Here is a 14,277-nt window from a genome sequence, read left to right on the forward strand (position 1 = left end):
GAAGGGTGCACGACGGCACGCCACCGCCTCGGCCCGCACGCACGGCCCGGGCGCGGGGCGCGCGGGCACGAGCGCGCAGGGGACGGTGACGTCGGCCCTGCTCCCTTCGCTGGTACGAACCAGATCAGGTTCCACGGGTCTGCAGGAGGGACGGGTGTCCGGCCTGCACTCTCAGCGCTCGTGCGCTCCCCGGGGGCGTTCGGCCCCGACCCTAGGGCCTCCGTGCGCTCTCGACAATCCCGGTGTCTCAGCCCGCGGGACGGTGCGGGACCGGTCACCACGTCCCGCTCGCGAGCCTGTGGCTCCTCACGGCGCGGGCGGTTCGGGACGCCGACCGAGCGGCGCGCGCCCGGCCCGACGACCTTGACTCGCGATCGAACACCTGTTCGAATACCAGGGTGAGGTGGGACGGACAGGCACTCGGCGCGGACGACGGCGCGCTCCCCGGGCTGGAGCGCGTCGGCCTCGTGCGCAGCGTGCGCACGCCCGAGTTCGCGGGGATCACGTTCCACGAGGTGACTGCCAAGAGCGCGCTGTCCAGGGTCCCGGCGATGTCGCGCATGCCGTTCCGCTGGACGGTCAACCCGTACCGGGGATGCAGCCATGCGTGCTCCTACTGCCTCGCCCCGTCGACCCCCGTGCTCCTGGCCGACGGCACCCAGCGCCCGATCGGCGAGCTGCGTGTCGGCGACGAGATCCTGGGGACCGCGCCGCACGGCGCGTACCGGCGGTACGTACGCACGCGTGTGCTCGACCGCTGGACCACCCGCAAGCGCGCGTACCGCGTGACCCTCGCGGACGGCACGCGGCTCGTCGCGAGCGGCGACCATCGGTTCCTCACGGAGCGCGGCTGGCGTCACGTCGTCGGCGGCCCGCGCCGCCGCGCCCACCTCGCGCTCGGCGACGTGCTCGTCGGCCCGGGCGCCGCGGCGCTCGCTCACGAGGGTGCCGCGCTCGAGGGGCGCGACGTCACCGGCAGCGACGCACTGCGCGTCGACTCGCTGGAAGCCCTCGACGGGCCGGGGAAGGAGACCGAGCTCGTCGACATCACGACCGGCACGCGCGACTTCGTCGCGGCGGGGGTCGTGAGCCACAACTGCTTCGCGCGGCCCACCCACGAGTACCTGGACCTGGACGCGGGCGAGGACTTCGACCGCGAGGTCGTGGTCAAGGTCAACGTCGACGACGTGCTGCGCGCCGAGCTCGGCCGGCGGTCGTGGGGCCGCGAGGCGGTCGCGCTCGGGACCAACACCGACCCCTACCAGCGGGCCGAGGGCCGCTACCGGCTCATGCCCGGCATCATCGACGCCCTCGCAGGGTCCGGCACGCCGCTGTCCGTCCTCACCAAGGGGACGCTGCTGCGCCGCGACCTGCCGCTGCTCGTCGACGCCGCCTCGCGCGTCGAGGTCGGGATCGGCGTCTCGCTCGCGCTCCTCGACCCGGCGCTCCAGGCGAGCGTCGAGCCGGGCACCCCGTCGCCCCGCGCCCGGCTCGACCTCATCCGGGCCGTCCGCGAGGCGGGGCTCCCGTGCGGGGTCATGGTCGCGCCCGTGCTGCCCTGGCTGACCGACTCGACCCGCGCGCTCACCGACCTGCTCGACGCGGTGAAGGACGCCGGCGCGACGGGCGTCACCGTCCTGCCCCTGCACCTCAAGCCCGGCACGCGCGAGTGGTACATGGGCTGGCTCGCGCGCGAGCACCCGCAGCTCGTGCCCGGGTACGAGCGCGTCTACGCGCGCGGCACGTACGCCTCGAAGGCCTACCGGTCGTGGCTGTGGGACCGCGTGCGCCCGATGCTCGAGGCGCGCGGCTTCGCGGTCTCCGGGCACCGCGGTCCCGCGGGCGTCGAGGGTCGCTACCGCCGGGGCGAGCTCGGCGGTCTCGGCGACCGTCACCATGATGCGGGGCCGCCGACGGACGGCGCCTACCCGGCCGGGAGCCTCGCCGGGACGTCCCCTGAGCCCGACGGGCCCGGTCACGACGGCGCCCTCGCGGGCATGCCGGTCGACGGCGGGGGCCTGGACGTCGTCGGCGGGGGAGTGGAGCAGGTCCTGTTCTGACCCGGCGTGGAGGGCCACGCGAGACGCCGACCGGGCGACGCCGCTACCCATGGCGCGCCCTGTGCGCGGCTCAGGAGGTCTGGTCGCCGTGCGGGACGGCACCGACCCGGACGATGTCCGTCCGTGCCACGACCCGGTCCCGGACGTCGGCCAGCGCCACGCGGGCGGGGTCGGCAAGGTACGCGGCGAGGGCGTCGTCGTCGGGCATCTCGATGACCTGGACCTCGGTCGGCAGCGCCGCGTCCTGGCCGGGCAGCGCGCGCACGCGCGACAGCACGCGGCCGCCGTAGACCGGCACCAGCGCGAGGACGTCGTCCTCGTACTCGCGCAACAGGTCGGCGTTGCCCTCCGTGGGCCACAGCAGGACGCACAGGGTCACGTTCGCCTTCACCGTCATGCGGCGCACCCTACGCTCGTGGCGTGAGCAGTCCGGACGAGAGCCCGCGCGGAGGCCCCGACCACGCGCCTCGGCCGCGATGGCCGTCGGTAGCGACTCCGTTCGGGGCCGTCCGGTTCCACACCGAAGGGTTGCCTCTCGGCGACGTGGGCGCGGAGCCAGAGTCCCTCAGCCCTGGCACTCGTGCCGTGCGCAGCGCCGGCGAGATCGCCGACGTCCGCCTCGTCTGCGGCCCGTTCGACGGGACCGTCCCCGAGGGCTACCCGCCGCTCCTCGCGGCGTGGGGCGCGGTCTGGCACGTGCGCGCTCGCGGTCGCCTCGCCCCGTTCCGGCTCAGCGCCGGGCTCGACCAGGTCCCCGCCTCGTGCTCTGCGGCGGCCGACGAGGGGCAGTACCTGTGCGCCGTCTCGATCGACGACGGCACGACGGAGCTGACGATCGGCGGTGACGACGAGGAGTCGCTGTGGCTGCGGTCCCGATCCGCCGACCTGCTCCCGCGCTGGTGGGCGCGCGTGCCGTACCGGCCCGGCACGGCCGAGTGGGAGAACGACGGGCTGGTGAGCACCGGAGCCCTCGACCGGGCACGGGAGTCTTCTGGAGTCTTCCGGGGCTGGAGCCCGGGGAGGAGTGCGTCGTGCACGCCGCCGTCGCCTGGTCGGTGCTGGACGTGGAGCGCCCGTCCCCGTGGTTCGCGGTCGATGTCAGCACGAGATGGCTGCTCGACGAGCTCGTCAGGCCTCCGCGAGGCGTGCCGGGAACCCGCCCGTCGCTACCGGGCCCCAGCGCGTGATCGTCAGGCGCACGAGCGACTTGCCCTGCGTGACCATCGCGGCGCGGTACTCGTCCCAGTCGGGGTGCTCCCCGCTGATGGATCGGTAGTAGTCGACGAGCGGCTCGACGGACTCGGGCAGGTCGATCACCTCGGCCTCGCCGTCGACCTGCACCCACGGGTCGGAGAAGCGCTCGCCCAGCGAGAGCAGCGACGCGCGCGGGTCGCGGCGCACGTTGACGGCCTTCGCGCGCTCCGGGTACGTCGACACCACGATCCGGCCCGCGTCGTCGACCCCGTACGTCACCGGGCTGAGCTGGGGTCGGCCGTCGGCGCGCGTCGTGACCAGGACGCCGTCGTGCCGGGACCGCAGGAACTGCTCGAGCTCGTCGCGCTCGACGCGCCGGTTCGTCGCGATGGTGCGTGCCACGGGGTCACCCTCCTCGTGCGGACGGCGGGCCGATCGGCGCGCGCCGGTGCCGCCGGCCCGGACGCGCGACGCGGTCGGCGCCCTGGCGGCGCGGCGGCACCGTCACGGTATCCGGTCGAGCCGCCCGCCCGCCCGCACTAGACTCGTCCGGACGCGCGCCCGCCCCCGGGAGCGCGACCCCCACCGCCCACCTGGAAGGAATCCTCCGTGCTGCGCACCCGAACGGCCGGCTCACTGCGGGCCGAGCACACCGGTCAGACCGTCACCCTCACGGGCTGGGTCGACCGTCGGCGCGATCACGGCGGCGTCGCCTTCATCGACCTGCGGGACGCCTCCGGGATCGCCCAGGTCGTCATCCGCGACGAGGCCGTCGCGCACCCGCTGCGCAACGAGTTCGTCCTCCAGGTGACCGGCGAGGTCTCGCGCCGCCCCGACGGCAACGAGAACCCATCCCTGCCGACGGGCGAGATCGAGGTCGTCGCGAGCGACGTCGTCGTGCTCAACACGTCCGAGGCGCTGCCGTTCCAGGTCTCTACGGCGCTCGCGGACACCGAGACGATCGGCGAGGAGGCGCGTCTCAAGCACCGTTACCTCGACCTGCGCCGTCCCGCCCCCGCGCACGCGCTGCGCCTGCGCGCCAAGGTCAACCAGGCCGCGCGCCGCGTGCTCGATGCCGAGGAGTTCGTCGAGATCGAGACTCCGACCCTCACGCGCTCGACGCCCGAGGGCGCGCGCGACTTCCTCGTGCCCGCGCGCCTCGCGCCCGGTTCCTGGTACGCGCTGCCGCAGTCGCCGCAGCTCTTCAAGCAGCTGCTCATGGTCGCGGGCATGGAGCGCTACTACCAGATCGCACGCTGCTACCGCGACGAGGACTTCCGCGCCGACCGCCAGCCCGAGTTCACGCAGCTCGACGTCGAGATGAGCTTCGTCGAGCAGGACGACGTCATCGCCCTCGCGGAGAAGATCCTCGTCGCGCTGTGGGAGCTGATCGGGTACACGATCCCGACGCCGATCCCGCGCATGACGTTCCACGACGCCATGCGCCTCTACGGGTCGGACAAGCCCGACCTGCGCTTCGGCAACCCCCTCGTCGAGCTCACGGACTACTTCAAGGACACGCCGTTCCGCGTGTTCCAGGCGGAGTACGTGGGCGCCGTCGTCATGGCGGGCGGGGCCTCGCAGCCGCGCCGCCAGTTCGACGCCTGGCAGGAGTGGGCCAAGCAGCGCGGCGCCCGCGGGCTCGCGTACGTCACGTTCCAGGAGGACGGGACGCTCGCCGGTCCGGTCGCCAAGAACCTGTCCGACGCCGAGCGCGAGGGCCTGCGTGACGCGACCGGCGCGCAGCCGGGCGACGCGGTGTTCTTCGCCGCGGGCAAGACGTCGGACTCGCGCGCGCTGCTCGGTGCCGCGCGCCAGGAGATCGCGAAGCGCACGGGTGCCATCGACGAGGACGCCTGGGCGTTCGTCTGGATCGTCGACGCGCCGCTGTTCAAGCCGACGGGCGAGGACGACGACGTCGACCTCGGTCACTCGGCCTGGACCGCCGTGCACCACGCGTTCACGTCGCCCACCCCCGACTGGGTCGACACGTTCGAGCAGAACCCGGGCGAGGCGCTCGCCTACGCGTACGACATCGTGTGCAACGGCAACGAGATCGGCGGCGGCTCGATCCGTATCCACCGCCGCGACGTGCAGGAGCGCGTGTTCGACGTCATGGGCATCGGGCCCGAGGAGGCTCAGGAGAAGTTCGGCTTCCTCCTCGACGCGTTCAAGTTCGGCGCGCCGCCGCACGGCGGGATCGCGTTCGGCTGGGACCGCATCGTCGCGCTGCTGACGAAGTCGGACTCGATCCGCGACGTCATCGCGTTCCCGAAGTCGGGTGGCGGGTTCGACCCGCTCACGCAGGCCCCGGCGCCGATCACGCCCGAGCAGCGCAAGGAGGCGGGCGTCGACGCGGAGCCCGCATCCCCGGCCCGCGACGGCCAGGAGCGCGACGACGCCTGACCCCGGTCTCCGCCGAGGGCGTGCCACCCGTCCGGGGGCACGCCCTCGGCGCGTCCAGGCACGTGGGCGGTCGTGGTCGCCCTCGTCGTCGTGGCAGATCTTGAGCCGATCCTGAGGTTCCGCTGCGTCGACGCGGCGCCTGCGTCGCGCCGGGGCGCGCAGAGTCGGTCTCGTTGATCCTCCCGACAGACGAGGCCATGATGACCGCACTGATGACCGACCGGCCCCCGGCCGGCGTCGGCCAGCCCGCGCCGCTCGGCAAGGAGCTCGACCGCTACCACTTCACCCCGGACGACCTCGTCGTGCACGAGCCGGTGCGCCGCTCGACGATCGGCGCTGTCATCCCCGCGTACAACGAGGGTTCGACGATCAAGGCGGTCCTCAAGGGCCTCCTGCGCCAGACCCGCGTCCCGGACGCGGTGCACGTGGTCGTCAACAACACCAGCGACCGCACCTTCGCCAAGGCGTCGAAGCTCGCCGGCGAGCGCACAGTGCGACGCCGTGGCGTGGAGCAGACGACGCGCGTCTACGTCCACGACCTCGGCGCTCTCCCCGACAAGAAGGTCGGTGCGCTCAACTACGGATTCCGCCTTGTCCAAGGCGCGGACTACCTGCTCGGCGTGGACGGCGACACCGTCATGGCCAAGGACGCCGTCGAGCGGCTCGAGGCCGAGATGGCCTCCGACCCCCGCATCGGCGGGATCTCGGCCATCTACACCGTGGACAACGTGTCTCCGCGCGGCGCGGTCGCCCGGTTCCTGCTCACCGGGCAGCGCGCCCAGTTCGCGGCGTTCAACATGCAGAACCTGCTGCGCGGCCGGAACATGGCCGTCCTCGGCGGCCAGGCGTCCCTCTTCCGGATGTCCGCTCTCGACGCCGTGATGCGCGCCCACCACCAGCGCCACCCCTGGGTCTCCGACTCGGAGGTCGAGGACTCCCTCCTCAGCCTGCAGATCAAGTCCCTCGGTTACTCGACGAAGATCTCCGCGACCGCGCGTGCCACCGTCGGCGGCATGACCACGCTCCGGGCGCTCGACGGCCAGCAGGTCAAGTGGAACTACGGTGCCATCGACCTGATGTGGCCCGGGCAGCGCGGCGACACGCGGGGCCAGCCCTTCCATCCCCACCTGCGCCTGCGGTGGATGGAGAACGTCGGCATGCTCGTCAACGCCGTCACGCGCCTCCTCTTCGGCCTGCTCGTCGCCGGAGCGCTGAGCATCCACGCCTTCGAGTTCTCGCCGGTCTGGCTCGTCCCGCCGGTCGTCGCCGTGGCCCTGAACGTACGGACCGCCCTCTCGATCAAGGACCGCACGTGGCGCGACGTGCTGTTCGCGGCCACCCTCGTGCCCGCGGAGCTCTACATGTGGATCCGGGTCGGGCACTTCGCGCGCGCGTGGGCGAAGTTCCTCGCGCGGTCGCGGACGGACAACTGGGCGGCGCAGGCGAAGGCGGAGCGCGGAAGCGGCTGGGCGTTCCTGAGCCCCTTGCTCGTCGCCCTGGTCGGGCTGGTCTTCGTGCTCTGGGCCTGGACGATCCTCCCGGCGGACGCCCGGTCCTCGCTGCTGGCCGTCGGATGGCCGGTCCTCGGGATCGTCACCATCGCCCAGACCGTCTTCATGCTGCGCCGGCTGGTGCGGCGCCATCACGGACTCGTCGCGTGAAGGACGACCTGCGCAGGGCCTGGACGGCGCTCGCGGACGACCTCGACGGGGACGCGCAGGCGGTCCGACGCTTCTTCGTGGCCTACCGGGATCTCCTCGTCCCGCGGATCGAGGCTGCGGCCGGCGCGCTGGCCCGCGGTGACGAGGTGGAGGCGCGCCGCATGCTCCTGACGGTGCGGTCCACGTCGCTCATGGTGGGTGCCGAAGAGGTGGCCGCGGCGGTCACGCGCGTTCTCGACCGGAGCGGTGTGCGCCGCGTCGCGGACGAGCGCCGGGCGCTCGACGAACTGCGTGCCGTCGCCCGCACCGTGCTCGAGGAGGTGACCTGGCTGCTGAGCGACCCGCCGACGACGCTCGGTCAGCCCATCGGGTCGAAGCGGTAGCCGACCCCTCGTACCGTGCGGATCCATCGCGGCGTCGTCGGACCGTCGCCGAGCTTGCGGCGGAGGTTGGCGACGTGGACCTCCACGCTGCGGCGGTCGGCGTCCGTGACGTATGTGCCGGCGTCGTACTCCTCTCCCCACAGGACGCGGACGAGCTCGTTCCGGCTCACGACACGGCCCGACGCCTCGACGAGCGCGCCGAGGATGTCGTACTCGCTGCGTGTGAGGTGGACCGCCGAGCCGTCGACCGTGGCGGTCCGCCGCGGCACGTCGAGAAGGAGGCCGTCCGCGCCGACGAGATCCGGCTCGCCGGGCGGCGGGGCCGTGCGCGGCCGGTCCACGCCCTCCGCGGGCGGGCCGTGGCGTGGTCGCCGCAGGAGAGCCTCGATGCGGGCGCGCAGCTCGCGCGGCCGGAACGGCTTGGTCTGGTAGTCGTCCGCGCCGGCGTCGAGACCCAGGAGCGTGTCGATCTCGTCGGTGCGCGCCGTGAGCATGACCACGTACGTGTCCGACACGCGGCGGATGCGACGGCATACCTCGAACCCGTCGATGTCCGGGAGGCTGACGTCGAGGGTCGTCACCACAGGGTCGGTACGCCGGACGAGCTCGACGCCCTCGACGCCTGTCGCCGCCGCCTCGGTCGTGAATCCCGCCTGTCCGAGCACCGTCTGGAGGAGTTCACGGATCTCCGCGTCGTCCTCGACGATGACCGCGGTGCGGTTGTCGTCCGCCATCCGTCTCCCCCCGTGTGACCGGTGTGCTGCCGACCACCGTAACCGCAGGTGGCGGTGCCCGCGCACGAACGACACCCGACAGGGCCTCTTCCGGGCGGGTGATCTCAGTGCGTGATCGCGAGCTTGCGGTGCACCCAGCGCAGCGGGCGGGGTGCCCACCAGTTGAACCGGCCGAGCAGCGTCATCGTCGCGGGGACCAGGAGCAGGCGGACGATCGTCGCGTCGATGAGCACCGCGACGGCGAGCGCGAACCCGACCTCCTTGATGACGAGGAGGTCTCCGAAGACGAAGCCCGCGAACACGACGATGATGATCGCCGCCGCGGACGTGATGATCCGGCCGGAGCGCTGGAGCCCCAGGCGCACCGCCTCGTCGTTGGGGTGCCCGGCGTCGTAGAGCTCCTTGACGCGCGCCAGCAGGAACACCTCGTAGTCCATGGCGAGGCCGAACGCGAAGGCGACGACGAGCGCGACCACGTACGTCTCGATCCCCCCGACCGAGGAGAAGTCGAGCAGGCCCTCGAGGTGCCCGTCCTGGAACACCCAGACGAGCACGCCGAGCGAGGCCGCGAGCGAGAGCGCGTTCGTGAGGAGCGCCTTGACCGGCACCACGACGGACCCCGTCATGAGGAACAGCAGCACGAGCGTCGCGCCCACGACGATGCCGACGGCCCACCACACGCGCTCACCGAGCGCGTCGAGGAAGTCGACCTGGCCGGCCGCCTGCCCGGTGACCCACACGTCGAAGGCGCTGTCGGTCGCCCGCACCTCGCGCACGACCGACACCGCCTCCGGCCCGCCGGCGTCGTCCGCGTCGACGTGCACGCCCACGACGGCGTAGTCGCCGAGCGGTGCCGCGGGGTCGACGCTCGTGACGCCGTCCAGCCCGGCGACCTCGTCCGCCCACGCCTGCGCCTCCTCGACGCTCGCGTCGACCACGGCCACCACCTGGGCGCTCTCGCTCGAGGGGTACTGCGCGGCGAGCTCGTCGACGAACTCGCGTTGTGGGGAGCCCTGGGGGAGCAGCTCGATGCCGGAGTTGCGCATGTGCAGCCCGAGGACGGGCAGGGCGAGGACGACGAGCACGACCACCGTCGTGAGCAGCACCCACACCGGGTGACGCTGCACGCGCGCCGCGAGCCGGGAGAACGCGCCCTCGTCGGACTGCACGTCCGCGGTCCGGGCGAGCACGCGGCGCAGGCCGGGGACGCGGCCGAGGACGCCGGGCTTCGCGAGGCGGCGGCCCGAGAACGCGAGCAGCGCGGGGACGAGCGTGAGCGCCGTCGCGACGGCGACGAGGACGACACCGAGGCCGCCGGCGCCGACGGACCGCAGGATGTCCGGGCGGAACACCATGAGCCCGGCGATCGAGATCGCGACGGTGAGCGCGGAGAACGCGACGGTGCGGCCCGCCGTCTCCATCGTGCGCACGAGCGCCGCGTGGACCACGCCGTCCCCGCGGCGTCGCCGCAACGCCGGGTCGTCGCCGGCCTCGACGAGGCGGTGCAGCTCCTCCCGGAACCGAGAGACGACGAGCAGCCCGTAGTCGATCGAGAGCCCGAGCCCGAGCAGGGTGACGACGTTGACCACGGACGCGTCGACGTCGAGCACGTACGTGAGGCCCAGCAGCACGCCGAGCCCCGTCCCGATGGAGGCGACGGCCCCCGCCATCGGCATCGCGGCCGCGAGGAACCCGCCGAAGACGAGCACCATGATGAGCAGCGCGACCGGCAGGGCGAACTTCTCACCGGTCGTGAGGTCCTCCTCCACCTGGCCCGTGATGGCGTCGACGATGAGCGCGTTCGACCCGACGAGCCCCGTCGCCTCCCCGGCGGCGTCGGGCGCGGCCTCCGCGAGGACGCCGGGCACCGCCTCGAGCTGCTCGACGACGCGCTCGGCCACGGCGTCCGTGCGCTCGGCGTCGAGGTCCGTGCGCAGCGTCACCACGGTGAGGAACCCGTCCCCGTCGCTCGCGACGAGCGACTGCGCGGCCGGGTCCTCCACGCCGCCGGGGATCACGTACGGGTTGATGACCGTGTCCACGCCCTCGATCGCGACGAGGTCCGCGTTCACCTCGGTCATGGCCTCCACGACCTGCGCGTCCGCCGGGTCGACATCGCTCACCAGCAGCGTGATCTCCGGGCCGCCCTCGTCGTTCTCGGCGAGGATCTCGGTCGCGCGCTCGCTGTCCGACCCGGGGATGGAGGGCGCCCCCGTGGTCACCCGGTCGAACACGCTCTCGCCGTGCACGCCGAACAGCGCGAGCGCGAAGCCGAGCCCGGTGAGCACGACCCACACGACGACCGTGAGACGGGGATGACGGGCGACACGACGACCGAGGCTCGAGAACACGAGCGCCAGCATCCCATCCGCCCGCGCCGCGTGTCAGATCCCTCGCGACGCTGTGGACGACGTTCACCCGACCTCCCCACACCGACGGCGTCCGGGAGCGTGGGCGGCGGTGCGTAGGCTCGGGGCATGTCCACCGGTGATCTGTTCGGCGGCGACCTCTTCGGCGCCGCCACCTCCGGCGCGCAGGGCACGCCGCGACCCGGACCGGGGGCCCCGCTCGCCGTGCGCATGCGTCCCGCCGCCCTCGACGAGGTCGCGGGCCAGGCGCACCTGCTCGTCCCCGGCTCGCCCCTGCGGCGACTCATCGAGTCGGACGCGTCCGGCGGCCGTGCCGCGCCCGGCTCCGTCATCCTCTGGGGCCCGCCCGGCACCGGCAAGACGACGCTCGCCTACCTCATAGCGACCGCGTCCGGCCGCCGCTTCGTCGAGCTCTCCGCCGTCACCGCGGGGGTCAAGGACGTGCGCACCGTCGTCGAGGACGCCCGCCGCCGCCTCGCGACCGGCGGCGACGAGACCGTCCTATTCATCGACGAGGTGCACCGCTTCTCCAAGTCCCAGCAGGACGCGCTCCTGCCGAGCGTCGAGAACCGCTGGGTCACGCTCGTCGCGGCGACCACCGAGAACCCGAGCTTCTCCGTCAACTCGCCCCTGCTCTCCCGCTCGCTCCTGCTCACGCTCCAGCCGCTCGGGGACGACGACGTCCGCGCCCTCGTGCGCCGCGCCGTCGCCGACGACCGGGGGCTCGCCGGCCTCGTCGCGCTCACGGACGAGGCGGAGGACCACCTCGTGCGCCTCGCGGGCGGCGACGCACGCAAGGCGCTCACCGTGCTCGAGGCGGCGGCCGGCGCCGCGCTCTCGGACGCCCCGGTCCCGGTCGCCGCGGCAGCCTCGGAGGACGCGGCCGCCGACGGGGACGGCGAGCCCGGGACGGACCGCGCGTCGTCCGGCCCCGTGAGCGTCGACCTCGAGGCCGTCGAGCGCGCCGTCGACGTCGCCGCCGTGCGCTACGACCGCGACGGCGACCAGCACTACGACGTCGTGTCCGCGTTCATCAAGTCGATGCGCGGCTCCGACGTCGACGCCTCCCTGCACTACCTCGCGCGCATGATCGCGGCGGGGGAGGACCCGCGCTTCATCGCCCGGCGCATCGTCATCGCGGCCGCGGAGGACGTCGGCATGGCCGACCCGTCCGCGCTCCAGACCGCCGTCGCCGCCGCCCAGGCCGTCCAGCTCATCGGCATGCCCGAGGGGCGGATCGTCCTCGCGGAGGCCGTCGTGCACCTCGCGACCGCGCCCAAGTCCAACGCCGCCTACCTCGGGATCGACGCGGCGCTCGCGGACGTGCGCGCCGGGAAGGCCGGGTCCGTCCCGACGCACCTGCGCGACGCGCACTACCCGGGCGCGAAGCAGCTCGGGCACGGCACCGGCTACCGGTACGCGCACGACGCGCCCCACGGCGTCGCGGCGCAGCAGTACCTCCCCGACACCCTCGTCGGGTCGCGGTACTACACGCCCACCGACCGCGGCTACGAGCGCCAGGTCTCCGACCGCCTCGGGCGGATCCGGGACATCCTGGCGCAGGACGAGCCGGTGCGCTGACCTGCCGGGGATCACCACCTCGGGGGTGCGGTAGACTTCTCAGGTTGCCTTCACGGCGACCACCTGGGACCTCGGCCCCGACCCGCCGTCTCTCCCCTCGGAGAGGCGCGTGGTCCATCGGCTGGTCCCGCACCCGGACCCGACCTCTCGGGACCAGGTGTGACGTCAGTACACACACGACAGGAATGAGATACCGCTGTGACGTCTGTCAAGCGCTCGCGCCGCCAGGTCCGCCTGAGCCGCGCCCTGGGCATCGCCCTCACCCCGAAGGCCGTCAAGCACTTCGAGAAGCGCCCGTACCCCCCGGGTGAGCACGGCCGCGCCCGCCGCCGCACCGAGTCGGACTACGCGGTCCGTCTCCGCGAGAAGCAGCGGCTGCGCGCCCAGTACATGCTCCGCGAGAAGCAGCTCGCGCGTGCGTACGAGGAGGCCCGCAAGGACAAGGGTCTGACCGGTGAGGCGCTCGTCGAGAACCTCGAGACCCGCCTCGACGCGCTCGTGCTGCGCGCCGGCTTCGCCCGCACCATCCTCCAGGCGCGCCAGGCGGTCACGCACCGCCACATCCTCGTCGACGGCAAGATCGTGGACCGCCCGTCGTTCCGCGTGAAGCCCGGCCAGACCCTCCAGGTCAAGCCGAAGAGCCAGGCGACGACGCCGTTCCAGGTCGCGGCCGCGGGCGCGCACCGCGACGTCCTGCCGGCCGTCCCGGGCTACCTGGACGTCCAGCTCGAGAAGCTGAGCGCGATCCTCACGCGTCGCCCGAAGCGCGCCGAGGTCCCCGTGCAGTGCGAGGTCCAGCTCGTCGTCGAGTACTACGCTCGCTGACCCTCGCTCCGGACGCCTCGCTCACCGCTTCGTCGGCGAGCGAGGCGTTCGTGCGTCCGGACCGGTGCGCACGCCGCACCGCGGCGACGCCTCGTCGTGTCGTGCCCGACGGCGGTCCCCGCCCTGGTGCGGGTAGTGTTTCGCGGAGTCGTGGGCACGTCCGCGAGGACCCCGCGACGAGGAGGACCGTCCCGCGCACGACGCGCGACGTCCGTGCACGACGCACCCTGACTGGCACTGGAGGAAGAATGTCCCTGGGAGACGTGGCCGGCCTCATCGCAGCCATCGCGTTCGTGCTGCTCGTCGGCCTGCTCGCGGTGCCGCTCCTCAAGCTCGGCCGCGTGCTCGACGAGGCGCGCGCGAGCATCAAGGAGGTCACGGACCACTCGGTCCCGATCCTCGACGAGGCCGCGACGACCGTCGCCACGACCAACAGCCAGCTCGTCAAGGTCGACACGATCACGACGTCGGCCGCCCAGGTGAGCGAGAACGTCTCGGCGCTCACGGGGCTGTACGCCGCGACGTTCGGCGCCCCGCTGGTCAAGGTCGCCGCGTTCACCTACGGCGTGCGCCAGGCGGCCGCCCGCTCGTTCGGCCGACGCCGTCCTTCGGACGGCGCCGGGCGTGCCGAGGGGTCGCGCTGATGCGCCGCGTCTTCTGGGTCGGCGTCGGGGTCGCGATCACGGTCGTGGTCGTCGTCCGCGGCAAGAAGATCCTCGCGCGGTACGCGCCCGCGTCGCTCGTGGACCAGGCGACGGAGCAGGTCAACGGCCTGGGCGAGAAGGTCGTGGAGATCGCCCGCGACTTCCGCACCGAGTTCACGCTCGCGCGCGACGCGCGCGAGCAGGAGCTCATGGCGGCGCTCCTTGCCGAGGGCCAGGAGGACCCGGACGTCGTCCGAGCGCGCCGCGCGGCCGGCCGCCACGCGCGCCCGGCCGCGGGAGACCCCAGCCCGTTCGACGACACGGACGACGTCGAGGACCTCCTCGGTTACTCCTTCTAGGACGCGCGGCCCAGCCGCCGCGACCCACAGCAAGCACCCCGCACGACCCACCGACTGCCCG

At 73.3% G+C, this 14,277-nt stretch carries 12 protein-coding genes and 1 riboswitch; of the genes, 8 read left to right on the forward strand and 4 right to left on the reverse strand.

The window, feature by feature from the left end:
- Positions 1-82 precede the first annotated feature (82 nt).
- Positions 83-202: riboswitch (TPP riboswitch) on the reverse strand.
- A 196-nt stretch (positions 203-398) separates the two neighbouring features.
- Positions 399-2,060: an Rv2578c family radical SAM protein gene (locus tag A0J59_RS10665; protein WP_064316073.1), complete on the forward strand. Its 1,662-nt coding sequence runs from the start codon at positions 399-401 to the stop codon at positions 2,058-2,060.
- A 70-nt stretch (positions 2,061-2,130) separates the two neighbouring features.
- Here the strand turns inward: A0J59_RS10665 and A0J59_RS10670 are convergent, their stop codons facing one another.
- Complete coding sequence (locus tag A0J59_RS10670; protein WP_064316074.1) at positions 2,131-2,457, reverse strand: hypothetical protein; 327 nt, start codon at positions 2,455-2,457, stop codon at positions 2,131-2,133.
- A 731-nt stretch (positions 2,458-3,188) separates the two neighbouring features.
- A complete protein-coding gene (locus A0J59_RS10680) occupies positions 3,189-3,656 on the reverse strand; it encodes a PPOX class F420-dependent oxidoreductase (RefSeq protein WP_047234525.1) in 468 nt (155 codons plus the stop codon).
- A 207-nt stretch (positions 3,657-3,863) separates the two neighbouring features.
- On the opposite strand from A0J59_RS10680, the gene aspS reads away from it, so the two are divergent.
- The 3 genes from aspS to A0J59_RS10695 all read left to right on the forward strand — a co-directional run bounded on the left by aspS (position 3,864) and on the right by A0J59_RS10695 (position 7,704).
- Positions 3,864-5,660 carry an aspartate--tRNA ligase gene (gene aspS / locus A0J59_RS10685; RefSeq protein ID WP_047234509.1) on the forward strand — a complete coding sequence of 599 codons (1,797 nt, stop codon included), beginning with the start codon at positions 3,864-3,866 and terminating at the stop codon, positions 5,658-5,660.
- A gap of 200 nt (positions 5,661-5,860) precedes the next feature.
- Positions 5,861-7,321 carry a glycosyltransferase family 2 protein gene (locus A0J59_RS10690; protein ID WP_255365147.1) on the forward strand — a complete coding sequence of 487 codons (1,461 nt, stop codon included), beginning with the start codon at positions 5,861-5,863 and terminating at the stop codon, positions 7,319-7,321.
- The gene (locus tag A0J59_RS10695) at positions 7,318-7,704 is read left to right on the forward strand and encodes a hypothetical protein (protein WP_064316077.1); all 387 of its coding nucleotides are present in this window, start codon (positions 7,318-7,320) and stop codon (positions 7,702-7,704) included. Before A0J59_RS10690 ends, A0J59_RS10695 begins: the two co-directional genes overlap by 4 nt.
- Here A0J59_RS10695 and A0J59_RS10700 read toward each other — a convergent pair.
- Both A0J59_RS10700 and A0J59_RS10705 read right to left on the reverse strand, forming a co-directional pair.
- Entirely contained in the window at positions 7,680-8,438 is a 759-nt protein-coding gene (locus A0J59_RS10700; RefSeq protein ID WP_064316078.1) for a response regulator transcription factor, read from the reverse strand. The genes A0J59_RS10695 and A0J59_RS10700 overlap by 25 nt on opposite strands.
- 104 nt (positions 8,439-8,542) lie before the next feature.
- Positions 8,543-10,789 (reverse strand): MMPL family transporter, encoded by a 2,247-nt coding sequence (locus A0J59_RS10705; RefSeq protein ID WP_369799766.1) that lies wholly within the window; start codon positions 10,787-10,789, stop codon positions 8,543-8,545.
- Between the two features lie 126 nt (positions 10,790-10,915).
- Here A0J59_RS10705 and A0J59_RS10710 point away from each other — a divergent pair, with 126 nt between their 5' ends.
- The 4 genes from A0J59_RS10710 to A0J59_RS10725 all read left to right on the forward strand — a co-directional run bounded on the left by A0J59_RS10710 (position 10,916) and on the right by A0J59_RS10725 (position 14,216).
- Positions 10,916-12,388 (forward strand): replication-associated recombination protein A, encoded by a 1,473-nt coding sequence (locus A0J59_RS10710; RefSeq protein ID WP_064316080.1) that lies wholly within the window; start codon positions 10,916-10,918, stop codon positions 12,386-12,388.
- 198 nt (positions 12,389-12,586) lie between these two features.
- Positions 12,587-13,213 (forward strand): 30S ribosomal protein S4, encoded by a 627-nt coding sequence (rpsD, locus tag A0J59_RS10715; RefSeq protein WP_047234514.1) that lies wholly within the window; start codon positions 12,587-12,589, stop codon positions 13,211-13,213.
- A 248-nt stretch (positions 13,214-13,461) separates the two neighbouring features.
- Positions 13,462-13,857 (forward strand): DUF948 domain-containing protein, encoded by a 396-nt coding sequence (locus tag A0J59_RS10720; protein ID WP_047234515.1) that lies wholly within the window; start codon positions 13,462-13,464, stop codon positions 13,855-13,857.
- The gene (locus A0J59_RS10725) at positions 13,857-14,216 is read left to right on the forward strand and encodes a hypothetical protein (RefSeq protein WP_047234516.1); all 360 of its coding nucleotides are present in this window, start codon (positions 13,857-13,859) and stop codon (positions 14,214-14,216) included. Before A0J59_RS10720 ends, A0J59_RS10725 begins: the two co-directional genes overlap by 1 nt.
- Positions 14,217-14,277: the final 61 nt, after the last annotated feature.

The sequence above is a fragment of the Cellulosimicrobium sp. I38E genome (assembly GCF_001647255.1).
Taxonomy (GTDB): domain Bacteria; phylum Actinomycetota; class Actinomycetes; order Actinomycetales; family Cellulomonadaceae; genus Cellulosimicrobium; species Cellulosimicrobium cellulans_E.